The organism is Micromonospora sp. WMMD1102 (assembly GCF_029626265.1).
Classification (GTDB): Bacteria; Actinomycetota; Actinomycetes; order Mycobacteriales; family Micromonosporaceae; genus Plantactinospora.
Window position 1 is genome coordinate 7649474 of sequence record NZ_JARUBN010000001.1, and the last position, 23845, is coordinate 7673318.

Here is a 23845-nt window from a genome sequence, read left to right on the forward strand (position 1 = left end):
GCGAGGCAGGCGAGACGGATGACGATCGGGTCGGAGAATCTGGGCAACGGTTCCGCCAAGCCGGAACAGTTCGGTGGCAAGTACCGGGGTGCCCGCCGGGACACCGGCACCGGCGTGGCGGAGACGCCGATCGGTGCCGAACTCGGGTCGACCGAGGCGGTCCCGCTGGAGCGTGGTGCGGACCTCGGCTCCGGCCTGGCCCAGGCCAGCCCGCCGGAGCGTACGCCGACGCTGCCGTCGCTGGACATGAACCTGACCGAGCCGGTCTTCCCACCGGCGGGCTGGTCGGACGTGACCCCGTCCGAGCCGCTGGTCGACCATCCGCTGCTGCGCGGGCTGCTGCTGGAACTGCCGCCGAAGGGCAGCGTCCCCGACCCGGAGTGGCTGGACCGCTGGTTCGAGGCGGCCCGGGCGATCCTCGAACTGCTATACGTGCAGGGCGCCAGCCGTACGCGCTGAGCGGGACCGTACGGTGACCGCCCGCTCGACCAGCCGGCTGTGCCGCAGTGCGTGCCGTACCCCGATGGTGCCGACCGCGAGCACGGCGGCGGTGAGCACCATCCCGATCATGGCTGGGCTGGTCAGCGGCACCAGGCCGGCGGCGGTGACCAGCGTCGGCAGCATGACCAGACCGGTCACCTGCACCGGCAGGGCGGTCATCGGATGAGCGGCTGCGGCGCGCAGCGCGGGCGGGGCCGGCGTCTCCGGCGCCGTGGCGAAGGCGCCGGCCCCGACCCGGAGCTGCCGCAGCCGGCGTACGGTCAGCACCGCCACCAGGGTCGCGGGCACCGCCGGCAGCGCGAGCCCGGCGGCGGTGCGGTCGGCCAGCGTCGGCGCCGTCTCGACCAGACCGGCCAGCAGCACCCCCGCCAGGCCGGCCAGGCCGGACCCGACAAGTGCGAGGAGCAGTCCGGTACGCCTGCGCAGCGCTCGCGCGGCCCGTAGCCCGGGAAGCCCTTCGACGACGAGACCGGCGGCCAGCCACACGGCGGAGATCGCGAGCAGGATGGCGAGGTCGGTGTCCATGCAAACAGCCTTGCCCGAAATTCGCTCCGGTGAATCCGGGCCCGCCCCCACCGATTCCCGGAGAAGTCACCCGTAGGGGGCGCGGGAACCAGCGGCCGGCACAGAGACGACCATCTTTTCGTAGAGATAGCCGCTCCAGGATCTACTGCCGGGCAACGGTTCTGACTAATCTCAGCTCGATCGGTCGTGCTGACCCGTCACTGGCACGGGGGCGGGCAGTCGTGCGCCGATCGGAGGGGAGGAGGGGAGATGAATCTCCCTCGCAGGTCCGTTTTTGTCGGAGTGTCCACTCTGGCCATGATTGCCGTCGCGGCCCTACCGGCCGCCGCGGCACCACCGGAAGCACCCGTCCGGGGCGTCGACGCCCCGAACGCCGTCGCGGGCAGCTACATCGTGGTGTTCAAGGACACCGCGGTGGCCCGGGCCAACGTCTCGACCACGGCCCGGGGCCTGACCGGCAAGCACGGCGGCGCGGTGGGCCGCACCTACAGTTCCGCGCTGCGGGGCTTCGAGATCAGCGCGTCGGCACAGGCCGCGCGGCGGATCGCCGCCGACCCGAGCGTGGCGTACGTCGAGCAGAACAAGACGTACCGGATCAGCGGCACCCAGCCGAACCCCCCGTCCTGGGGCCTGGACCGGATCGACCAGCGGAACCTGCCGCTGAACAGCTCCTACACGTACCCGAACACGGCGTCGAACGTGAACGCGTACGTGATCGACACCGGCATCCGGTTCAGCCACAACGACTTCGGTGGCCGGGCGGTCACCGGGTTCGACGCGATCGACGGCGGTGCCGCCGACGACTGCCACGGACACGGCACGCACGTCGCGGGCACGGTCGGCGGCGGCTCGTACGGGGTTGCCAAGGCGGCCCGGATCCACGGCGTACGGGTGCTGAACTGTTCCGGCGAGGGCACCACCGCCCAGGTGGTCGCCGGTATGGACTGGGTGACCGCGAACGCGGTGCGCCCGGCGGTGGCGAACATGAGCCTCGGCGGCTCCGCGGACAGTGCGATCGACACCGCCGTGAACAACTCCATCAACGCCGGCATCACCTACGTGGTGGCGGCCGGCAACGGCGACATCTTCGGCAACCGGCAGAACGCCTGCAACTACTCCCCGGCCCGGGTGCCGAACGCCATCACGGTCGGCGCCACCTCGAACACCGACGCGGCGGCGAGCTTCTCCAACTTCGGCACGTGTGTCGACATCCTGGCACCCGGCGTGAGCATCACCTCCGCATGGTCGACAAGCAACACCGCGACCAACACGATCAGCGGTACCTCGATGGCGTCGCCGCACGTGGCCGGCGCGGCGGCGATGGTGCTCTCCGCCAACCCGACCTGGTCGCCGCAGCAGGTCCGGGACTACCTGGTGAACAACTCCACGCCGAACGTGGTCTCCAACGTCGGCACCAACACCCCGAACCGGCTGCTCTACGTGGTCAACGACGCCCCGGCGAACGACTTCTCGGTCTCGGTCTCCCCGGGCACCGGGTCGACGACGCCGGGCGGCTCGGTGTCGGCGACGGTCTCCACCGCCACCACGGCCGGCTCGGCGCAGTCGGTGACGCTCTCGGCGAGCGGCCTGCCGAGCGGTGCCACCGCCACGTTCAGCCCGGCGACGGTCACCTCGGGCGGCTCGTCCACGCTGACCATCGCCACCAGCGGCAGCACCACGCCGGGGACGTACCCGCTGACCATCACCGGCACCGGGACGTCGGCGACCCGGACCGCGCCGTTCGTCCTGACGGTGACCGGCACCAGCACCGGCTGCACGGCGAGCAACACGACCGACGTGGCCATCCCGGACACCAACGTCAACGTGACGAGCGGGATCACCCTCTCCGGTTGCAACCGGAACGCCTCCAACACCTCGACGGTGGCGGTGGACATCGTGCACACCTACCGGGGTGACCTGGTCGTCGACCTGATCGCTCCGGACGGCAGCGGCTACCGGCTGAAGAACAGCAGCATCTTCGACGGTGCCGACAACGTGAACGCGACGTACACCGTCAACCTCTCCTCGGAGCCGGGCAACGGCCTCTGGCGGTTGCAGGTGCGGGACGTCTACTCCGGCGACACCGGCTACATCAACGCCTGGACCCTCACCCTCTAGGCCTTCGTGCAAGGAAGGGCCCCTTCTTATCGCTTTTTGTATAAGAAGGGGCCCTTCCTTGCACCTCAGAGGGTGCGGAGGTGGAAGCCGCCGTCCACGTCGATGACCTGGCCGGTGCTGAACGGGAGCAGGTCGGTGGCGACCGCCACGACGGCCCGGCCCACGTCCTCCGGCTGCCCCCAGCGTCGGATCGGGGTGAGGCCCTGGTTGTGGATGAGGTCGTCGTAGCTGGCCTTCACCGGGCCGGTCATGTCGGTCTCGACCACGCCGGGGCGGATCTCGTAGACGTTGATCCCGTGCTCGGCCAGCCGGGCGGCGTAGAGCTGGGCGGTCATCGCCAGTCCGGCCTTGCTGACGCAGTAGTCGCCCCGGTTGACGCTGGCGGTGTAGGCGCTGATCGACGAGATGATGACAATCTTGGGCCGCTCCACCCGGCCGGCGGCCTGCTGCGCGACCATCGTGTTCGCGACGAGCTGGATCAGGAAGTACGGCCCCTTGAGGTTGATCCCGATCAGCCGGTCGAAGGACTCCTCGCCGGCCTCCAGCAGGTCCGCCCGGACGCTCGGCGCCACCCCGGCGTTGCTGACCAGCAGGTCGATCCGGCCGAAGGCCGCGGTGGTCTCCTCGACAAGTCGACGCCGGTCGTCGGCCCGGGAGACGTCGGCCCGGACCAGCAGGGCCCGCCCGCCCCGGGCCTCGACCTCCTTGCCGACCTGTGCCGCCGCGTCGGCGTTGCTGGCGTAGTTGACCACCACGTCGTGGCCGGCACCGGCCAGTGCCAGTACCACGCCGCGTCCGATGCCGCGGGAGCCGCCGGTGACCACCGCCACCGGTCGGCCGGTCACGCCGCCACCTCGGCGGGTACCGCGTTGCGCACCGGGCCGAAGAAGGTGTAGTACGGCTGGTCCCGGGCGATCCGCTGGAGATAGAGCGCCAGCTCCCGGGCGTGGTAGTCGCCCCACATGCTCGACTCGCCGTTCGGCACCCGCTGCCCGGCCGGTACGTGGTCCCAGCCGTTCGGCCGGTGGTAGACCGAGTGCAGCAGCAGGCCCTGGTGCCGGGCGTCGGTGCTCAGGTAGGGCTCGTCGAAGAGGGTACCGGCGACGGTCAGCCCGGCCTGCCAGTACTTCCGGCCCTGCTCGGTCCGGCCGGCCCGGTCCAGCAGGCGGCCCAGCCGGAGCAGCCCCTGTGCCCCGATCGCCGCCGCCGAGGAGTCCACCGGCTCGTGCGCGTTGTACGGGTCCGCCGGCCGGTCCAGGTAGTCGCCGAGGTGGACCAGGCCGGGTGCCCCGGTGTCCCAGTACGGCACGCCGTCGGTGGGAGTGTGCGCCAGGTAGAAGTCGCAGGTGGCGGTGGCGGCGCGCAGCATCGTCGTCTCGACGGCGGCCCGGCCGCCGTACGGGGCGAGTTCGTCGTCCGCCAGGGTGGCGAGGAATTCGAGTTGCTCCGGGAAGCCGAGCATCGCCCAGGCGAGGCCGCGGGTCCAGGTGCTGAACGGCGAGTACCCCTGCTGGGTGCTCGGGCAGCGGTAGCTGCCGTCGTTCACGTTGAAGATCGACTCGTGTGCGGTCCGGCCGGCGACGTCGTAGCTGTCCCGGCCCTCGCCGTAGTAGACGTTCCACCGTGCGGTGTTGCCGGCGTGCTCGACCAGCCGGCGCAGCAGCGAGATCCGCTCGTCCCGCTCGCCCATCAGCACGTGCCCGAGCAGGTGCGAGACGGCGAGGGCCCGGCAGGACCGGATGGTGTCGACGAAGAGCGACTGCGGCCCGTTGAACGAGTAGACGTAGCCGGTGCCGTCGGCGGTGTCCCGCCAGCGGGCGGCCTGCACCGCGCCGGTGAGCTTGAGCGCCAGTTCGTAGAAGTCCCGCTCGGCCCGGTCGGCCGGGATCCGCCCCTCGTTCATCAGCCGCCACAGGTTCCCGTACGTGCTGACGTTGTTGAACCCGTGGTCGTGTACGCCGACGTGGCTGACGTGGCTGGCCATCACCGCGACGGTCTGCCTCCGCCCGCCGTCGAGGAACCGCCGCTCGCCGGTGGCGTCGAACTGGAGCAGCGCCGAGCCGTACTGGAAGCCCTGGGTCCACTCGGTCCAGCCGCGCGCGGTGTACCGCCCCTCGACGGTGAAGACCGGCGAGGCGGCTCCGGGCCGGCAGGTCTGCTCGATCGAGTCGATCTTCTGAGCCGATGCCTCCCAGAGCCGGTCGATCTTAGGTAGCAACGCGGACGGGGTCAGCCCCTGGTCGATCCTCATCGGCACAGCATAGGAAAGCGCTATCCAGGCACGCCAGCGCCGTCCGGGCCAGAACTTTCGGTAGCCGACCGGGGTGGGTCAGACGGCGAAGCTGGTCGGGCGGTCGGTGGCCGGGGCCGGCGGGTCGGGCCGCCAGATGCCGAGCCGCTGCGCGGTCAGCCGGGCCACGTAGGCCGGGTTGAGCACCATGTAGCGGTGGAAGAGCCGCTTCGGCTCCAGGCTGAACCGCCACAGCCACTCCAGGCCGACCCGCTGCATCCACGACGGAGGCTTGCGGAGCAGGCCGGCGTGGTAGTCGAAGGCGGCCCCGACCGCCATCAGCGGCATGTCGAGCAGCGGTCGCATCGCGTACGCGAAGACCTCCTGCCGGGGGCAGCCGAGCCCGACCAGCACCAGCCGGGCCCCGGAGGCGCGGATCCGGTCGGCGATCTCGGCGTCCTCGCCCGGCCGGACCGGCCGGAACTTCGACGGCTCCATCCCGGCGACCTTCAGGGCCGGGAACATCCGCTCCAGCTCGGGGATCAGCCGGGCGAGGGTCTCCTCTGTGGAGCCGTAGAGGTAGACCGGCATCCCCTCGTCGGCGAACCTGGCCAGCACGCTCAGCGTCAGGTCGGGGCCGTAGACCCGCTCGGCCAGCGCGGCGCGGTGCAGCAGGTTGAGTGCCCAGCGGACCGGCTGGCCGTCCGGGGTCACCAGGTCGAAGGCGTTCAGCCGGGCGTTGTGCGCCCGGTCCAGCACCCCGGTCATCACCCCGTGCACCGCCAGCGCGGTGAGCGCCATCGGCCGGCGCTCCCGCCCGGCGGCCACCACCTGCTCCGTCGCGGACTCGTAGTCGACCGCGTCGACGAGTACGCCGAGGACGTTGCGCTTACCCCGCGAGATCACGCCGTCTCCCCGCCCTGCGGCACCCACTTGTCGACGTTCGCGGCGTAGATCTCCTGGAGGATCATCGGCACATCGTAGATCTGCTTCCAGTGTGGGTAGTCACGCTGGAAGGCGGCGTTGGAGCCGATCCACCACTGGTGGTCACCGACCCGGTTCGCCTCGTGGTACTCGGTGATCATTTCCTGCCCGCTGATCTGCTCGGCCAGCGCGAACGCCTCCAGGTGCGAGCAGTTCGAGTGCCGCCCGCCGCCGAGGTTGTAGACCGCCGCCGAGCGCGGCTCCCGGAAGAACGCCTCGAAGGCGGCGACCACGTCGTGACTGTGGATCGCGTCCCGGACCATCTTCCCCTTGTACCCGAAGATCTTGTACGTCCGGCGCTCCATGTTGCAGCGCATCACGTACCCGAGGTAGCCGTGCAGCTCGGTCGCGGAGTGCGCCGGGCCGGTCAGCGTGCCGCCCCGGAAGCAGGCGGTCCGCATGCCGAAGTAGCGGCCGTACTCCTGCACCATCACGTCGGCGGCGACCTTGGAGGCGCCGAAGACCGAGTGCATCGAGCCGTCGATCGACATGTCCTCCTTGATGCCGTCGTAGTACGGGTGGTCGGGGGCCAGCTCCCAGCGGGTGGCCTGCTCGACCAGGGGAAGGCTGTTCGGCCGGTCGCCGTAGACCTTGTTCGTCGAGCAGTGGATGACCGGCGCCTCGACGCAGTGCTCGCGGACGTTCTGCAGCACGTTCAGCGTGCCGCCGGCGTTGACGTCGAAGTCGGTGAACGGGTCGCGCAGGGCCCAGTCGTGCGAGGGCTGGGCGGCGGTGTGGATCACCACACCGATGTCCCGGCCGTACCGCCGGAAGATCCCGGCCAGGGCGTCCCGGTCGCGGATGTCCACGTCGTGGTGCGTGTACGCGTCGCCCAGGTCACTTGTCAGCCGCAGCACGTTCCACGCCGTGGAGGCCTCCGGGCCGAAGAACTGCCGGCGCATGTCGTTGTCGATCCCGACCACGTCCAGGCCGAGCCCGGCGAAGTGCCGGACCGCCTCGGATCCGATCAGGCCGCCGGATCCGGTCACCAACGCGACTGTCACACGTCACTCCTGGGTCGCCCTCGGGGTCGGAAACCACCGGAGCATAGCGCGGTGGCGCTTTCGCCCCGATATGAACGAGGGGCTCCGTGTCACCACGGAGCCCCTCGTAGCGGTGGGGAAGGGGGGAGTTGAACCCCCACGCCCTTTCGGGCACACGGACCTGAACCGTGCGCGTCTGCCATTCCGCCACTTCCCCTTGCGAGGCGTGACCCGCGTCGCCCCGCGACCACTCCAGGAGCGGTCCGGAACCACCCGGTCTCGCCGCCGAGTGCGCCACAGGACAATAACAATCATGTCCGGAGCCCGCTCTTCGGCACGTGCCGGGACATACTACGCTGTCCCTACTGCCGCTGCGGGCGTTACCGCTCGCAGCGGATGGAAGAGTAGCACGACTAAACCCGGCCCCTGAGGAGAGGCCGGGAGCAGGCGGCCGAGCGGCGTGCGAGCCGCACGTGCGGCGGCCGGATACCATCATGTCCTCGGAACCCGAGGAGGAGCCGGTGAGCGTGCTGCAACGCTTTGAGAAGCGTCTGGAGGGCCTGGTCGAGGGGGCCTTCGCAAAGGTGTTCAAAGGGGTCGTGCACCCCGTCGAGATCCTCAACGCGATGCAGCGGGAGGCAGAGGCGCACAAGGCGATCCTCGCCGGTGGGCGCACCCTGGTACCCAACCGCTACGTGATCGATCTCTCACCGTACGACCACAGTCGGCTGGCGCCGTACGCCGCCGCGCTGGCCCAGGAGCTGGCCCAGTCGCAGGCGGAGTTCATCGGCGAGCAGGCGTGGACCGTCTACGGCGACGTCATCGTCGAGATCGAGCGCGGGGACGGCCTCGACACGGGGATGTTCCGGGTCACCGCCGAGGTCTACACCGGCGGCGACGTGGCCCCGGTGCACCAGTCGCCGTACGACCAGGGCGGTGGCTACCCGCCGTACGACCAGGGCGGCGGCTACGGTCCGCCACCCGGGCACGGTGCCGGTGGCCGCAACATCCGGCTGGTCTCCGGTGACGGCCGCACCTACCCGTTGCAGATGGGCTCGACGGTGATCGGCCGGGGCGACCAGGCCAACCTGCGACTGCCGGACGTCGGCATCAGCCGCCGGCACGCCCGGCTCGACTTCGACGGCGGCCAGGTGGTGCTGACCGACCTGGGCTCGACCAACGGCACCATGGTCAACGGCCAGCGGGTCTCCGCCGTGGCGCTGAACCCGGGCGACATGATCCAGCTCGGCACCACCACCCTGACCTTCCGCGTGGACGGCTAACCACCTTGCCCCCATTCGTCATCACCGTCGCCCGGATCGGCTTCATCGTCCTGCTGTGGATCTTCGTCTTCACGGTGGTCGGAGTGATCCGTCGGGACCTCTTCGCCGGTGCGAGGTCGAGTCGGCTCGTCGCCGCGCCGCGCGGGGTGGGGGCCGCGCTGGGACAGAACAAACCGGCGAAGGTCAAGCGGGGCCGGGCGGCACACCAGTTGGTGGTCACCGGGGGCCAGCTCGCCGGCACACGGATAACGCTCGGCGAGGCACAGATCACCATCGGCCGGGCGGAGGACTCCACACTGGTGATCACCGACGACTACGCCTCGGCCCGGCACGCCCGGCTCGTGCCGCGCAACGGCCAGTGGTTCGTCGAAGATCTCGGCTCGACTAACGGGACCTACCTCGATCGCGCTAAGGTCACCGGACCTACCCCCGTCCCCCTCGGCGTGCCGATCCGAATCGGCCGCACTTCTCTCGAATTACGGCCATGACTCTGACCCTGCGTTACGCGGCGCACAGCGACCGCGGGCTGATCCGAGACGGCAACCAGGATTCCGTCTATGCCGGGCCACGGCTACTCGCCGTGGCCGACGGCATGGGCGGGATGGCCGCCGGTGACGTCGCCAGCAACATCGTCATCGGTGCCATGGCCCCGCTCGACGAGGACGTCCCCGGTGACGCCCTGGTCGACGCGCTGCGTTCGGCCGTGGACACCGCCAACCAACAGTTGCGCGACACGGTGGACGCCAACCCGCAGCTCGAGGGGATGGGCACCACGCTTACCGCGCTGCTCTTCTCCGGCAGCAAGATCGGGATGGTGCACATCGGCGACTCCCGCGCCTACCTGCTCCGGGACGGCGAGTTCGCCCAGATCACCAAGGACGACACCTACGTCCAGATGCTCGTCGACGAGGGCCGGATCAGCCTGGAGGAGGCGAGCAGCCACCCGCAGCGGTCGCTGCTCACCCGGGCCCTGGACGGTCGCGACATCGACCCCGAATACTCCGTACGCCAGGTGCGCACCGGCGACCGCTACCTGATCTGCAGCGACGGGCTCTCCGGCGTGGTGAGCGCGGAGACCATCGCGGACACCCTGCGCAACCTCAAGGACCCGCAGGCGTGCGTCGAGCGGCTGGTGCAGCTCGCGCTCCGGGGCGGCGGTCCGGACAACATCACCGTGATCATCGCGGACGCGAGCGACCAGGACATCCTGGAGGCGGCCCCGATCGTCGGCGGTGCGGCCGCGCGGGACCGCGGGATGGCGACCTCGGCCGACGACTCGACCCCGGCGGCCCGCGCCTCGGCGCTCTCGCCGCCGCGTCCGGCCAGCCCCGAGCCGGCGGAGTCCGAACCGACCGCCGACGACGACGAGTCGGAGCGGCCCCGCCGGCACCCGCTGCGTACCGCCGTACTCGTGGTGGCGCTGCTCGGGGTGGTCGGTGCCGGGCTCTGGTTCGGCTGGGACTACAGCCAGCGGCAGTACTACGTCGGCGCCACCGACGACGGCCAGCTCGCGGTCTTCCAGGGCATCCCGGGTCGGATCGCCGGGCTCGAACTGTCGAACGTGCACGCGACCAGCCCCACCAAGCTGGACGACCTGACCGACGCCGCCCAGGAGCAGGTGAAGCAGGGCATCCAGGCCGACGACGAGCCGGACGCGGAGCGCCGGCTCGCCGAGCTGACGAACGAGGACCCGGGAAACCCGAACCTCAAGCCGCTCTGCCAGCCGAGCCCCATCCCCGGCGCCACCCCGACGCCGACGCCGACGCCGACCCTCAGCGCGGTGACCCCGACCGCACCCACTCCGACCCCCGGCCAGACCGTGCGGGCCTCCGCCACCCCGGCGGGCACGCCCGACGCGCCACCGTCCGACCCGATCCCGCCGGTCAGCGACCCCGCGGGCTGCCGGTCGATCGAGTGAGCGTCAGCTCCGACGATCCGAGGGAAATCACGTGACCGCCCCGCCTGGATCGGCATCGACGCCCGCGCCAACGGGCGAGCTGCCGCGTGTCCGAGTCGCCGCCCGGTCCAGGCGGAACGCCGAGTTGGCACTGCTGCTGCTCGCCATGGTGGTGGTGGCGGCGTACGCGGCGACCGCCGAGGCGAACCTGCTCGACACGGTGACCTTCGACTTCTGGGTGCCGATCGCCTCGATCACCGCCGTCTTCCTGGCGCTGCACGTCGTGGTCCGGTTCCTGGTGCCGTACGCCGATCCGGTGCTGGTGCCGGCGGTCGCCCTGGTCAACGGTCTCGGCGTGGCCTTCCTGCGCCGGCTGGACCTGAGCAGGGCCACCCCGGACGAGCGGGCCGACCTGACGATGTTCTCCGGCACGGGCGGCCGGCAGCTCGCCTGGACGCTGCTCTCGGTGGCGCTCGCCGCCGGCCTGCTGGTGCTGATCCGCGACCACCGGGCGATCTCCCGGTACGCCTACACGCTGGTGCTGGCCGGCATCGTACTGGTGATCACCCCGGCGCTGCTCCCGGCCAAATACTCGCAGGTCAACCCGCAGTCCGACGCGAAGCTCTGGATCAGTTTCGGCGGCTTCACCATCCAGCCCGGCGAGTTCGCCAAGCTGGCCCTGCTGGTCTTCTTCGCCTACTACCTGGTCCGCAAGCGCGAGGTGCTGTCGCTGGCCAGCCGGCGCTTCCTCGGCGTCGACTTCCCACGTGGCCGGGACCTCGGCCCGGTCATCGTGGTCTGGCTGATCAGTCTCGCGGTGCTGGTCTTCCAGAAGGACCTCGGCACCTCGCTGCTCTACTTCGGCATGTTCGTGGTCACCCTCTACATCGCCACCGAACGGGTCAGCTGGCTGATCATCGGTCTGCTGCTCTTCTTCGGCGGCGCCGTGCTCGCCTGGTATCTCGGCAGCACCGTCGGCGGCCCGTTCGCCAGCTTCTACACCCGGGTCGACATCTGGCTCGACCCGTACGGCGACCCGTACGGCAGCGGCTGGCAGACCCTGCAAGGGCTGTTGGGGCTGGGTACCGGTGGGCTCTTCGGGACCGGCCCCGGTGCCGGGCAGCCGACGGAGATCCCCGAGGTGCACACCGACTTCGTCTTCGCCGGGCTCGGTGAGGAGATCGGCCTCTTCGGGCTCTCCGCGCTGCTGGTGATCTACCTGCTGATCATCGAGCGGGGGCTGCGCGCCGCGCTGGCCGTCCGCGACTCGTTCGGCAAGCTGCTCGCCGGGGGCCTCTCCTTCACGATCTGCCTCCAGCTCTTCGTGATCATCGGCGGCGTCAGCGGCCTGATCCCGCTGACCGGGCAGACCACGCCGTTCCTCTCCGCCGGTGGCTCGTCGCTGATGGCGAACTGGCTGCTGATCGCGGCCCTGCTGCGGATCTCCGACGCGGCGCGCCGGCCGGTCGACTCGGCCTCCCCGGCCCGGCCCGCCGGAGTACCCGCCGGCCCGCCGGCCCAGTTGCACGGCGCCACGACGGAGGTGATCAGGCCGTGAACTCACCGCTCCGCAAGGTCGGCGTCGTCGTGATGGTCCTGTTCGGGCTGCTCTTCGTCAACCTCAACTATGTGCAGGCGTACAAGGCCGACGAATACCGCAACAGCGACTACAACGGCCGGGTCCAGGTCGCGGAGTACGAGCGCAAGCGCGGGATCATCGAGGCCGGCGGTACACCCCTGGCCACCAGCAAGGAGACCGGCGGCAAGCTCAACTTCCTCCGCACCTACCCCAAGGGCGAGGTGTACGCGCACGTCCTCGGCTACAAGCCGGTCAACCTGGCCGACACCGGCATCGAGAAGAGCGAGAACGACTTCCTCGCCGGCACCAGCGACCAGCTCTTCGGCGACCGGGTCCGGGACCTCTTCACCGGCAACCAGACCGCCGGCGGGAACATCCTGCTCACCCTCTCGCCCCGGGCGCAGGAGACCGCGTTCCGCGAGCTGGCCAACAACCGCAAGGACGTGGCCAAGGGCGCGGCGGTGGCGATCGACCCCACCACCGGGGCGATCCAGGCGCTCGTCTCGATGCCGAGCTTCGACCCGAACCCGCTGGCCGACCACGACACCGAGAAGGCGGAGGCGGCGTACAACCGGCTGGACGCCGCCGAGAACGGCCCGCTGAAGAACCGGGCGCTCGCCGAGACCTTCCCGCCGGGCTCCACCTTCAAGGTCATCACCTCGGCCGCCGCCCTGGAGAACGGGTACGACCCGGGCACCCGGATCCCGGCCGGCCCGAGCTACCTGGCACCCACCGCCGGCCAGCCGATCCGCAACGCCGCGCCGAGCATCTGCCCTGAGTCCCAGGTGACGTTGGCCCAGGCGCTCACCGAGTCCTGCAACACCGGCTTCGCGCAGCTCGGCGTCAAGCTCGGCGCCGACAAGCTCAAGGACGAGGCCCGGCAGTTCGGCTTCGAGGACGAGGAGCTGGCCGTCGGCCGGCTGAACGGCTCGGGCCAGAAGGTGGCGGCCAGCCGTACCGGCGAGATGACCGCCCCGGGCGGCAACGACGACGCGCCGCAGGTGGCCCAGTCCTCGATCGGGCAGAACAACGTCCGGATGACCCCGTTGCAGGGCGCGCTGGTCGCGGCCACCGTGGCCAACAACGGGCGGCAGATGCGGCCGTACCTGGTCCAGCAGCAGCTCGGCCCGGACCGCACCACCGACTACTACACCGCGGTCCCCAAGGAACTGCGCGAGCCGGTCAGCGCCGACGTCGCCAAGCAGCTCCAGGACATGATGGTCAGCGTGGTGCAGGACGGCACCGGCACCAACGCGCGGATCAACGGCTACCGGGTCGGCGGCAAGACCGGCACCGCCGAGAACGGCGGGAGCAACGGGGACCACGGCTGGTTCATCGGGTTCGCGATCAACAGCGCTGGTAAGCCGATCTCGGCGGTCGCCGTCTTCCTGGAGAACGCCGGCTCGGGCGGCAGCGCGGAGGCGGCCCGGATCAGCCAGCAGATCATGCGGGCGGTCATCGCCGACCGGGGAGGCCGCTGAGATGCTGAAGCCCGGGGTGCTGCTCGGCAACCGGTACCGCCTCGACGAGCGGATCGCCGGCGGCGGCATGGGCGACGTCTGGCGGGGCACCGACGAGGTGCTCGGCCGGACGGTGGCGGTCAAGGTCCTGCTGCCGGCGCTGCTCGACGAGCCGGGTTTCGCCGAGCGGTTCCGGGGCGAGGCCCGGACGATGGCCACCATCAACCACCCCGGCGTGGTCGACGTCTACGACTACGGCAGCGACCAGCAGATCGCCTTCCTGGTCATGGAGTACGTCGAGGGCGACGCGCTCTCCCGGACGCTGGGCCGGGTCGGCCGGCTCACCCCGGCCCGCACCATGGCGCTTGTCGCGCAGGCCGCCGACGCGTTGCAGGCCGCGCACGACAAGGGCATCGTGCACCGGGACGTGAAGCCGGGCAACCTGCTGGTCCGGCCGAACGGCACGCTGGTGCTCACCGACTTCGGCATCGCCCGCTCGGCCCTGGTCGGCCAGCTCACCGCCGCCGGTTCGGTGCTCGGCACGGCGTCGTACATCTCGCCGGAGCAGGCGGCCGGCGAGGTCGCCACCGCCTGCTCGGACGTGTACGCGCTCGGCGTGGTCGCGTACCAGTGTCTCGCCGGCCGCCGGCCGTTCGAGGGCAACAGCGCCATCGAGATCGCCATGAAGCACGTCCGGGACACTCCCCGGCAGCTGCCCGGCGACATCCCGCCGGCGATCCGGGCGATCGTCGAGCGGTCGATGGCGAAGGACCCGAAGGCGCGCTGGCAGACCGCCGCCGAGCTGGCCGCGGTGGCCCGGCAGGCGGCCGCCACGATCGGGACGGCCAACCAGCCCGGCCGGCCGACGGCCTCGCTGCCGGTGCCGCCGCAGCGGCCCATGCCGCCGCAGTCCCCCGCGATGCCGCCCCGGCCGACCTCGGTCCCGCCCGCACCCCGGGTGCCGCCCGTCGCCGCCCGGGTGGCGCCGCCCTCGGCACCGCACTCGCCGGCCGTGTCGCCGATGACCCGGCCGCCGGCCGGTACCGCGCCGGTCGGGCCCGCCGGCTACAACCGGGGCGCGGCGGCGGTGCCGCAGCCGGTCCGGCCCCAGCCGCAGGCCGCATACTCGTATCCGGGGCGTCCGGCCGGACCACCACCGCCGTCGCCCGGGAACCGCTCGTTGCTGATCGCGCTCTTCATCGTGCTGGGCCTGTTGGTACTGATCTGCTCGGGCGTGATTGCCTACTACTGGAAACAGAACCAGAACGAAAACAGCAGCATGCCAGCGCCCCAGGCGGCGATTTCGGAACTGCGGTCGGAAGCCGGACGCGACGCACCGCCCGGTGCGCCGTACCGTCTGGTAGAGCGGACCGTGGACCCCCGCGGGGTGACCAGATGAGCGAAGGACGACAGACGAGATGACGGCGCAGGCCCGCCTGCTGGGTGGCAGGTACCAGGTCGGCGAGCTGCTCGGTTACGGCGGCATGGCCGAGGTGCACCGTGGGCGCGACCTCCGGCTAGGCCGCGATGTCGCGATCAAGATGCTTCGTACCGATCTGGCCCGTGACGACACCTTCCAGATGCGTTTCCGGCGGGAGGCGCAGAACGCCGCCTCGCTCAACCATCCGGCGATCGTCGCCGTCTACGACACCGGTGAGGAGATCGCCCCGACCGGCGAGACCCTGCCGTTCATCGTGATGGAATTCGTCAACGGCCGGACCCTCAAGGAGGTGCTCGCCGCCGAGGGGCGGCTGATGCCCCGCCGGGCCCTGGAGATCACCGCCGACGTCTGCGCCGCGCTGGAGTTCAGCCACCGGCACGGCATCATCCACCGGGACATCAAGCCCGGCAACGTGATGATGACCCAGACCGGCCAGGTCAAGGTGATGGACTTCGGCATCGCCCGGGCGCTGGCCAGCGGTGCCACCACGATGACGCAGACCAGCGCGGTGATCGGCACGGCCCAGTACCTCTCCCCGGAGCAGGCCCGGGGCGAGGCGGTGGACGCCCGCTCCGACGTCTACGCCGCCGGCTGCGTACTCTTCGAGTTGCTCTGCGGGCATCCGCCGTTCGTCGGAGACAGCCCGGTCAGCGTCGCCTACCAGCACGTCCGGGAAGATCCGCCGTCGCCGAGCGACCTGAACCCGGACGTCACCCCGCCGATCGACGCGATCGTGCTCAAGGCGCTGTCGAAGAACCCGCTCAACCGCTACCAGAGCGCGGCCGAGATGCGGGCCGACCTGCTCCGCGCGGCGGCCGGCCGGCCGGTGATGGCCACCCCGGTGCTGCGCGAGGACGAGACGATGGCGATGTCGCACACCGCCACCACCCGGGCGATCCCGGCCGGCCGGCCGATGCCGCCGGCCCGGGTCGGCGACGCCCGGCGCCGCAAGGCCTCCGCCTGGGTGATCGCCACCCTCAGCGGCCTCGGCGTGCTCGCCGTGATCGCCCTGGTCGCCGCCCTTATGCAGAACGCCGACAACAACGGCGGCAACCCGACCACCGTCGAGGTGCCGAACGTCGTCGGCAGCACCCGGGAGGCGGCCGAGAACACCCTCCGCCAGGCCGACCTGACCCCCAAACTCGGCGCGGCCGACACCAGCGAGGACTGCGAGGTGGGCCAGGTCACCGCGCAGAGCCAACAGCCGAACTCGCAGGTCGAGCCCAAGTCCGAGGTCGAGATCCGGGTCTGCGCGGGCCCGGGGACCGTGGAGATCCCGGCGAACCTGGTCGGCGGGCGGTTCGAGGCGGTCGAGAGCCAGCTCAAGGGCCTCGGGCTGACCGTGCAGCGCAAGGACGTCAACAGCGGCGAACCCAAGGGCATCGTCACAAAGGTCGACCCGGCCGAGGGCCGGGAGGTCGAGCCGGGCAGCAGCGTGACCGTCGAGGTCTCCAGGGGCAACGTGGTCGAGGTGCCGAGGGTCACCGGACTCCAGGAGGACGAGGCGCGGGAGCGGCTGGAGGACGCCGGCTTCAGGGTGAAGGTCGTCGACGGTGAGCAGGTGCCGCCGGCCGAGGCCGGCGAGGTGACCGGGCAGAACCCCCGCGCCGGGGAGAAGCGGAACACCGGGACCACCGTGACGATCACCGTCAACGTGCCGGAGGAGGACGACGACCCGCCGCCCAACACGCCCACGCCGACACCCTCCGGACCGGGCGCTGGCGGCGGGATCCTTCCGCCGTTGAACGGTGGTACCCGGGCCGAAACCCGCTGACGGTATCCCGTCCGGACCCCGCCCGCCCTTCCGGCGGGCGGGAGTCGGCCGGGGTCAGACCGTGACGAACGCGGCCCGACGCCGGGCGTCGACCTCGGCGGCGAGCGCCGGAGCCCGGTCCAGTGCCTCGGGCAGGCCGCAGCCGGCCAGCCAGTTGGCGAGCATCAGGTGACCGCCCTCGGTCAGCACCGACTCCGGGTGGAACTGCACCCCCTCGATCGGCAGCTCGCGGTGCCGCATCGCCATCACCACGCCGGACTCGGTCCAGCCGGTCACCTCGATCTGCTCCGGCAGCGTTTCCCGGGGTACTGCGAGCGAGTGGTACCGGGTCGCGGTGAACGGGTCCGGCAGCCCGGCCAGTAACCCCACCCCGCGGTGCCGCACCTCGGACGTCTTGCCGTGCAGCAGCTCGGGTGCCCGCTGCACGCTCGCGCCGAAGGCGGCACCGATGGCCTGGTGCCCGAGACAGACGCCGAGGATCGGCAGCTCACCGGCGTACTCGCGGATCACGTCGAGGCAGACGCCGGCCCGGTCCGGTGTGCCGGGGCCGGGTGACAGCAGCACCCCGGCGACGTCGAGTCGGCCCACCTCGGCAAGCTCGATCTCGTCGTTGCGGCGTACCTCGCAGTCGGCGCCGAGCTGGCCGAGATACTGCACCAGGTTGAAGACGAACGAGTCGTAGTTGTCGATCACGAGGACGCGCATCAGGGGCCTACCTGGTCGGACTCGGGGGCGGGGTGTTGTTCCGTTCGGTGTCGTACGGCAGGTCGTGCCCGTCCCCGGGCGGTTCACCGTCGAGGTTCGGATCGTCGCCGTCCACCCCCGGCTCGCCGTCGACCGGGTCGCCGGGCTCACCGCCCTCCTGGGTGACCTGGACGTCGTCGAACGGCAACAGCGGCTCGGCCCACGGGAAGACGACATACCAGAACAGGGCGAGCAGGCTCGTGACGATCAGCAACGAGCCGATCAGCTTGCCCGGAGTCCCGAACGGCAGCTTGCGCCAGATCCACGCGTACACGACCGGTCAGCCACCCAGCTCGGGCGGTCGGGGCGAGCCCACACTCTTCGGCTCGGTACGGATCAGCTCGGCGTGCACGATCAACCGCTGGTAGTTGTCGAACTTCGGGTTGCAGGTCGTCAGGGTCAGCATCGCCTTCGACGGCTTCGCACCCGGCTTGCCCGGAACCGGCGCGACCACCTCGACCTGGGACGGCCGGACGATCCTGCTCTGCGACACGTGGTAGACGAACCAGGCTTCCTTGGACTCGACCACGATCGCGTCGCCGTCGTCGAGTTCGTCCAGCCGCCAGAAGGTGGCCCGGTTCCGGTGGCCGGCGACCGAGAAGTTGCCGACCTGGCCGGGCAGCGCGCTGCTCGGGTAGTGGCCGGGGGCGTACCGGATGTCCTTCTGGGTGACGCCCTCGACGACCACCCACTGCTTATCCAGCTTCGGGATGTAGAGCCCGGCGATCGGCTTGCCCTGCACCGGCTTGGTCGGCTTCGGCGTGGCGGTGGTGGTGGGGGTGGGGCCGACCGTCGGGTCGGGTTCGTCCCACTGCTGGGCGAGCTGCTGCCCCAGGTCGTCCTGGTGCGCGTTGACGATCGTCGACTTGCCCCAGACCTCGTAGGCGGCGAAGAGCAGGACGACCAGGCCGAAGGTGATCAGCACCTCGCCGGTGGCCCGGACGCCGGTGCGGATCCGGGAGCCGATCGACGGCCGGGTCAGCTCGGAGTAGACGCTCTTGTAACCCTCGCCGGTCTGCTCCGGCCGGAGCTGGACGACCCGTTCACCGCGTCGGGGCCGCTGCTCGGCGTCCGGGTCCGGGTCGTCCGCGTCGTCGCTGCCGGCCGGGCGGGGCGGGATCGCGCCGATCAGCGCGGTGGACTCGATATCCTCCCGGCGGGCCGTGGTCGCCGGCCGGACGTGCGGCAGGGCGGTCGTGGCGCTGTCGGCTCCAGAGGCGTGCTGCGGCAGCGGGGCGGTGGTGACGCTGTCAGCTCCGGAACCGTGCTGCGGCAGGGCAGTGGTGGCACTGTCGACCCCCGCCCCGCGTTCGACTCCCGCCCCGCGTTCGACTTCCGGGTTGCGTTGCGGCATCGGGGGGATCGGTGCGGTGGTCTCCGGGTCCGGTGCCGGGACGGCCGGGATGAGCGCGGTCGGGCTGTCGGCCCGACTGCTGCGGTCGGCCTGCCCGGCGGCGTACCGGCCGGTCTTGTCGGCGCCGCTCGCCGGGCCGTCGCCGAACTGGTCGGGTGCGCCGGCACGGCGCTCGGGCGTACCGCCGGGGGTCGATCGGGCGTTGCCGACGGAGGCCACCGGCGGCGGCCAGCCGGCCGCGGCGGCGGAGGTCGGGACAGTCCCGGCCCGGTGGCCGGGGTCGCCCGACGGGGACGACGGCTCCCAGCGGCCGGGGTCGGCGGCAGCCGAGGGCTCCCAGGCACCCGGCCGGACCGCCGGCGCCGGCTTCCGGCGGTCCGGAACGGTGTTCGGGCCAGGCGGCCAGCGTTCGGGATCGGCGGCCCCGTCGTGCCGGGTGGCGGGCGGCGTCGACTCCCGGCGGTCCGTCGAGGGGCGGGCGTCCCGGAACTCGGGCTCGACCGGCGGGTACGGCCGCGGCCGGTAGCCCTCGGTCCCGCTGCGCTGATCGCCTGCGCTGCCCTGTTCGCCTGCGCGGCCGTGCTCACCTGGGCGGCCGTGCTCGCCCGGGCGTGGCTCCGGTGGGCCGGACAGGCCACGTCCCCCGGTCGGGTCGGTGCCCGGGTAGCCGACCTGGGCGGCACCTGGGCGGCCGACCGGATCGCTGCTCGGGTAGCCGACCTGGCCGGCGCCCGGGTGCCCGGCCGGGTCGGTGTCCGGGTAGCGGCCGGAGCGTCCCGTGGTCAGGCCGACGGTGTCGGGCATGGCCGGCGGCGGCTGGGGCGCCCCGGTCGGTCGGCCCGGCGGCGGCGGCGGGGCCAGGACGTGGTCGACGGTGATCCGCACACGACGGCCAGCCGGCGCCGGACCCTGCGGCTCGGCCGGCTCCGTCCGGGGCGGGCGGGCTGCCCGGTCCGTCGGGCGGTCCGTCGGGTCTGCGTCGGGCAGCCGGGGGATGAACATGGTCGGGTCGTCGCCGTCCGGTGCGCGGTGCCGACCGTTGCGGGCGGAGTTCGGGTCGCCGGTCACCGGACTCACCCGGGAACCTCGGCCGACCGGAGTCCGCCGGGGCCGTCGTACGCCGGAACTGTCACCGTGGGCTCCACTGCCTCGCGATATCCGAGGTGGTAGTGGGTTACCGCGTCCTTGAACAACCGGACCCCCTCGGACGCGGCGAGCGCTCGCTGTAGTGCGGCGGGATTGCCGATAGCGGTGATCTTGAACGGTGGTGAGTAGACCTGGCCGTGCAGGAGCAGGGTGTTCCCCACGCAGCGTACCGCGCTGATGGAGAGGACACGGACGCCCATGATTGTCATCGCCTCGGCACCTCCGGCCCAGAGCGCGTTGACCACGGCCTGTACGTCGCCCTGGTGCACCACCAGATCGTCGTTGCGGGCGTCGTCGGGCAGCTTGCCGTCGCCCGACTGCGCTGCGTCGTCGAGCTCCACGGAGACTCCCGGGCCGGTCAACGCGGTGAACCCGGCCGCCTGCCGGCTGCGCGTGGCCCGGTCCCGTTGGGCCGCCACCCGGCTGTCGGAGCCGCCGAGTGACTCGGTCTGGCTCTCCACCTGGTCGCGGAGCGCGGCGGCCCGCTGCTGGCCCGAGGTCACCTGGTCGCGGCGGTTCTCGATGAGCTGTGCCAGCTCGGGGCGCCGGTCCTCGCGCAGCGAGGTGCCCCCGGCGGTGGTGGCCGTGGTGGTGAAGAGCAGACCGGCGGCGAGCGCGATCAGGGGTACGCCCACCGACCACCCGGGGCGGCGCTCGGCCGACCGCCGGGGCAGCAGGCCCACGGCGGCGCGGCGGATCACCTTCCGCCAGGAGGCGACGCCGGAGGTGTACTCCATCGGGTCTTCCCCTTCACGACTATACTGATTTGATGATTATGTCCCAATCGCGGGAATTACCGAGGGGATCCGGGCGTTCAACCATCTGTACCCGGCTGCCCGGGTCCGTGGCCTGAACGGGTTCTCGCGACTACGCTAGCTGTCGAACATTATTGGCCATGGACCGTCGCCCTTGCGTCCGGTTGTCAGGCCGGACGAGGATCACCACCCCCTCAGGAGAGCGCCGTGCCCAAGTCTCAGGTACGTAAGAAGAAGGTGTACACCCCGCCGACGGACGTCCGTCCCACGTCCACCGCGGCGACCCGCAAGCCTAGCCCGGTCTGGTTGCCGGCCACGGCTGTCGCTCTGATCGTCTTCGGCATCGGCTGGCTGGTGGTCTTCTACCTGTCCGACATGGAGTACCCGGTCGCCACCTGGCGGTACTGGAACCTCGCCATCGGCTTCGGCGCGATGGTCGGTTCGCTGGGCCTGCTCTCCCGCTGGCGTTGACCGAGCCGGGGACGCACGATCGCGTCGGCGCCCGGACCACTCGCTGACCTGGGCCGCCCGTCGGTTCTCGCCGTCGCCCCGTCTCGGGCACCTGCCCCGTCTCGGGCACCTGCCCCGTCTCGGGCACCTGCCCCGTCTCGGGCACCTGCCCCGTCTCGGGCACCTGCCCCGTCTCGGGCACCTGCCCCGTCTCCGGATGCTCTCGTGCCGGTTGCGAGGATAGTCACGTTACCAACGAGTAACCTCGCCGCGTAGGCTGCATACATCGCCGCCGCCGGTCGACCGACCGCCGGCCCGGCGGCAGACGAGGTCAGGCAGCAGGGACGGGGAGGCCAACAGGCATGGGCAGCGTCCAGATCGTCACCACGGTCCTCGCCGCCGGCATCACCGCGGTCGCGGTGTGGCTGGCGGTGCGCGCGGTGCTGCGGATGACCGCGGTGGTCCGGCTCGGCCAGCCCGACCCCACCCGGTTCGGCGACCGGGGCGTACGGGCCCGGAACATGCTGGTCGAGACGCTCGGCCACACCCGGATGCTGCGCTGGAGCGTGGTGGGCGCCGCGCACTGGTTCGTGATGGTCGCCTTCGTGGTCCTGTCGCTGCTGGTCCTGGAGGCGTACTTCGAGGTGGTCACCCCGACCGGCGGGCTGCCGCTGGTCGGACACTGGGTCGGCTACGGCCTGGTCACCGAGCTGATCGGCGTCCTCGGGGTACTCGGCATCGGAGTGCTGATCGGCATCCGGCTGCGCAACCGGCCGGGCAACCCGGAACGCCGGTCCCGGTTCACCGGCTCGACCATGTGGCAGGGCTACTTCGTCGAGGCGGTGGTACTGGCGGTACTGGTCTGCGGGTTCCTGATCCGCGGCTTCAAGGTCGCCACCGACCACTTCGAGTTCCCGGCCTGGGCCACCCCGGTCAGCCACGCCGTCGGCGCGGTGCTGCCGGCCTGGGAGTCGGGGACCAGCGTCACCGCCCTGGTGAAGATCGCGATCTCGATGACCTGGGTCATCGTCATCTCGCTGAACGTCACGATGGGCGTCGCCTGGCACCGGTTCGCCGCCTTCCCCAACATCTTCTTCAAGCGCGACCCCGGCCGGCCCGCCTCCGGACTCGGCGCGCTGCGCCCGATGACCAGCAACGGCAAGCCGCTGGACTTCGAGGAGGCGGATCCGGAGTCCGACCAGTTCGGGGTCGCCCAGGTCGAGCAGTTCAGCTGGAAGGGACTGCTCGACTTCACCACCTGCACCGAGTGCGGGCGCTGCCAGTCGCAGTGCCCGGCCTGGAACACCGGCAAGCCGCTCTCGCCGAAGCTGCTGGTGCTGTCGCTGCGCGACCACGCGTACGCGAAGGCGCCGTACCTGCTGGCCGGGGGTGGCAAGGACCTGGCCGGCGAGGAGAAGGCGACCGAGGCGCAGCTCGCGGGAGTCGACGTACTGGCGCTGGCCGAGGCGAACCGGCCGCTGATCGGGGGCGCCGAGGAACTCGGGGTGATCGACCCGGACGTGCTCTGGTCCTGCACCACCTGCGGCGCCTGCGTCGAGCAGTGCCCGGTCGACATCGAGCACGTCGACCACATCGTCGACATGCGCCGCTACCAGGTGCTCATCGAGTCCAGCTTCCCGTCCGAGGCCGGCGTGATGCTGCGCAACCTGGAGAGCAAGGGCAACCCGTGGGGTGCCCCGCCGAACACCCGGGAGGACTGGACCAAGGGGCTCGACTTCGAGGTGCCCCGGGTCGGCGAGGTCGACGACTTCGAGTACCTCTTCTGGGTCGGTTGCGCCGGGGCGTTCGAGGACCGGGCGAAGAAGACCACCCGGGCGGTGGCCACCCTGCTGCACTCCGCCGGAGTGAACTTCGCCATCCTCGGCGAGGGCGAGACCTGCTCCGGCGACCCCGCCCGGCGGATCGGCAACGAGTTCGTCTTCCAGATGCTCGCCCAGCAGAACGTCGAGACCCTGAACGAGGCGTTCGGCGACCGCGAGCCGGCGAAGCGCAAGATCGTGGCCACCTGCCCGCACTGCTTCAACACCCTCGGCAACGAGTACGGCGAACTCGGTGGGCAGTTCGAGGTCGTGCACCACACCCAGTTGCTGGCCCACCTGGTCGCCGAGGGCCGGCTCACCCCGGTGCAGCCGGTCGACGGCGGGCTCACCTACCACGACCCGTGCTACCTGGGCCGGCACAACCGGGTCTTCACCCCGCCCCGCGAGGTGCTCGGCGCGGCGGCGGCCGACGGGATCACCGAGATGCCGCGTAACCAGGAACGCTCCTTCTGCTGCGGTGCCGGCGGTGCCCGGATGTGGATGGAGGAGCGGATCGGCAAGCGGATCAACGTCGACCGGGTCGAGGAGGCGATGTCGACCGGGGCGAAGACGATCGCGGTCGGCTGCCCGTTCTGCTCGACGATGCTCAGCGACGGGGTCAACGGCAAGGAGGCCGGCGACCAGGTCGAGGTCGTCGACGTCGCCACCGTACTGCTTCGCTCGGTCAAGCCGGACGCCTGACGACGGACGCCTGACAACGGGGTTCCTGCGGGCGGGCAACCGAGGGCAGGTATCTGACCCGACTCCGGCCGGGGCTGTGGCAATCCGTCGCCCCCGAGC

At 71.4% G+C, this 23845-nt stretch carries 20 protein-coding genes and 1 tRNA gene; 11 read left to right on the top strand and 10 right to left on the bottom strand.

Annotation, left to right across the window (positions count from 1 at the left end):
- Positions 1-18: 18 nt before the first annotated feature.
- Positions 19-459, top strand: a complete 441-nt coding sequence (locus O7626_RS34720) for a hypothetical protein (protein ID WP_278065205.1) — start codon at positions 19-21, stop codon at positions 457-459.
- On the opposite strand, the gene O7626_RS34725 is transcribed toward O7626_RS34720, so the two are convergent.
- The gene (locus tag O7626_RS34725) at positions 427-1026 is read right to left on the bottom strand and encodes a hypothetical protein (RefSeq protein WP_278065206.1); all 600 of its coding nucleotides are present in this window, start codon (positions 1024-1026) and stop codon (positions 427-429) included. The two genes, O7626_RS34720 and O7626_RS34725, sit on opposite strands and share 33 nt — an antisense overlap.
- A 249-nt stretch (positions 1027-1275) precedes the next feature.
- On the opposite strand from O7626_RS34725, the gene O7626_RS34730 reads away from it, so the two are divergent.
- Positions 1276-3144, top strand: coding sequence for a S8 family serine peptidase (locus O7626_RS34730; RefSeq protein ID WP_278065207.1), 1869 nt, complete (start codon positions 1276-1278; stop codon positions 3142-3144).
- Between the two features lie 65 nt (positions 3145-3209).
- On the opposite strand, the gene O7626_RS34735 is transcribed toward O7626_RS34730, so the two are convergent.
- The 5 genes from O7626_RS34735 to O7626_RS34755 all read right to left on the bottom strand — a co-directional run bounded on the left by O7626_RS34735 (position 3210) and on the right by O7626_RS34755 (position 7558).
- Complete coding sequence (locus tag O7626_RS34735) at positions 3210-3989, bottom strand: 3-ketoacyl-ACP reductase (RefSeq protein ID WP_278065208.1); 780 nt, start codon at positions 3987-3989, stop codon at positions 3210-3212.
- Complete coding sequence (locus tag O7626_RS34740; protein WP_278065209.1) at positions 3986-5395, bottom strand: hypothetical protein; 1410 nt, start codon at positions 5393-5395, stop codon at positions 3986-3988. Before O7626_RS34740 ends, O7626_RS34735 begins: the two co-directional genes overlap by 4 nt.
- Before the next feature lie 78 nt (positions 5396-5473).
- Complete coding sequence (locus O7626_RS34745) at positions 5474-6280, bottom strand: WecB/TagA/CpsF family glycosyltransferase (protein WP_278065210.1); 807 nt, start codon at positions 6278-6280, stop codon at positions 5474-5476.
- Entirely contained in the window at positions 6277-7362 is a 1086-nt protein-coding gene (locus O7626_RS34750; protein WP_278065211.1) for an NAD-dependent epimerase/dehydratase family protein, read from the bottom strand. The genes O7626_RS34745 and O7626_RS34750 overlap by 4 nt, the downstream gene beginning before the upstream one ends.
- 113 nt (positions 7363-7475) lie before the next feature.
- Positions 7476-7558 (bottom strand) — tRNA-Leu (locus O7626_RS34755).
- 277 nt (positions 7559-7835) lie between these two features.
- On the opposite strand from O7626_RS34755, the gene O7626_RS34760 reads away from it, so the two are divergent.
- The 7 genes from O7626_RS34760 to pknB all read left to right on the top strand — a co-directional run bounded on the left by O7626_RS34760 (position 7836) and on the right by pknB (position 16775).
- Positions 7836-8624, top strand: coding sequence for a DUF3662 and FHA domain-containing protein (locus tag O7626_RS34760; RefSeq protein ID WP_278065212.1), 789 nt, complete (start codon positions 7836-7838; stop codon positions 8622-8624).
- Between the two features lie 5 nt (positions 8625-8629).
- Positions 8630-9112 (top strand): FHA domain-containing protein, encoded by a 483-nt coding sequence (locus O7626_RS34765; RefSeq protein ID WP_278065213.1) that lies wholly within the window; start codon positions 8630-8632, stop codon positions 9110-9112.
- Positions 9109-10542 (top strand): PP2C family serine/threonine-protein phosphatase, encoded by a 1434-nt coding sequence (locus tag O7626_RS34770; protein ID WP_278065214.1) that lies wholly within the window; start codon positions 9109-9111, stop codon positions 10540-10542. Before O7626_RS34765 ends, O7626_RS34770 begins: the two co-directional genes overlap by 4 nt.
- Positions 10543-10687: 145 nt before the next feature.
- Positions 10688-12079: an FtsW/RodA/SpoVE family cell cycle protein gene (locus tag O7626_RS34775; protein ID WP_278066452.1), complete on the top strand. Its 1392-nt coding sequence runs from the start codon at positions 10688-10690 to the stop codon at positions 12077-12079.
- The gene (locus O7626_RS34780; RefSeq protein ID WP_278065215.1) at positions 12076-13581 is read left to right on the top strand and encodes a penicillin-binding transpeptidase domain-containing protein; all 1506 of its coding nucleotides are present in this window, start codon (positions 12076-12078) and stop codon (positions 13579-13581) included. The genes O7626_RS34775 and O7626_RS34780 overlap by 4 nt, the downstream gene beginning before the upstream one ends.
- A gap of 1 nt (position 13582) precedes the next feature.
- Complete coding sequence (locus O7626_RS34785; RefSeq protein ID WP_278065216.1) at positions 13583-14959, top strand: serine/threonine-protein kinase; 1377 nt, start codon at positions 13583-13585, stop codon at positions 14957-14959.
- Between the two features lie 19 nt (positions 14960-14978).
- Positions 14979-16775, top strand: coding sequence for a Stk1 family PASTA domain-containing Ser/Thr kinase (pknB, locus tag O7626_RS34790; protein WP_278065217.1), 1797 nt, complete (start codon positions 14979-14981; stop codon positions 16773-16775).
- A gap of 54 nt (positions 16776-16829) precedes the next feature.
- On the opposite strand, the gene O7626_RS34795 is transcribed toward pknB, so the two are convergent.
- Genes O7626_RS34795 through O7626_RS34810 form a run of 4 tightly spaced genes read right to left on the bottom strand, consistent with a single transcriptional unit; the run spans position 16830 to position 20756 of the window.
- The gene (locus O7626_RS34795; RefSeq protein ID WP_278065218.1) at positions 16830-17480 is read right to left on the bottom strand and encodes an aminodeoxychorismate/anthranilate synthase component II; all 651 of its coding nucleotides are present in this window, start codon (positions 17478-17480) and stop codon (positions 16830-16832) included.
- A gap of 7 nt (positions 17481-17487) precedes the next feature.
- Positions 17488-17793, bottom strand: a complete 306-nt coding sequence (locus O7626_RS34800) for a hypothetical protein (RefSeq protein ID WP_278065219.1) — start codon at positions 17791-17793, stop codon at positions 17488-17490.
- A 6-nt stretch (positions 17794-17799) separates the two neighbouring features.
- Positions 17800-19950 (bottom strand): class E sortase, encoded by a 2151-nt coding sequence (locus O7626_RS34805; protein ID WP_278065220.1) that lies wholly within the window; start codon positions 19948-19950, stop codon positions 17800-17802.
- Positions 19947-20756 (bottom strand): DUF881 domain-containing protein, encoded by an 810-nt coding sequence (locus O7626_RS34810; RefSeq protein ID WP_278065221.1) that lies wholly within the window; start codon positions 20754-20756, stop codon positions 19947-19949. Before O7626_RS34810 ends, O7626_RS34805 begins: the two co-directional genes overlap by 4 nt.
- 225 nt (positions 20757-20981) lie before the next feature.
- On the opposite strand from O7626_RS34810, the gene O7626_RS34815 reads away from it, so the two are divergent.
- Positions 20982-21245: a cell division protein CrgA gene (locus O7626_RS34815; protein WP_278065222.1), complete on the top strand. Its 264-nt coding sequence runs from the start codon at positions 20982-20984 to the stop codon at positions 21243-21245.
- Positions 21246-21586: 341 nt separating this feature from the next.
- Entirely contained in the window at positions 21587-23746 is a 2160-nt protein-coding gene (locus O7626_RS34820) for a (Fe-S)-binding protein (protein WP_278065223.1), read from the top strand.
- Positions 23747-23845 lie beyond the last annotated feature (99 nt).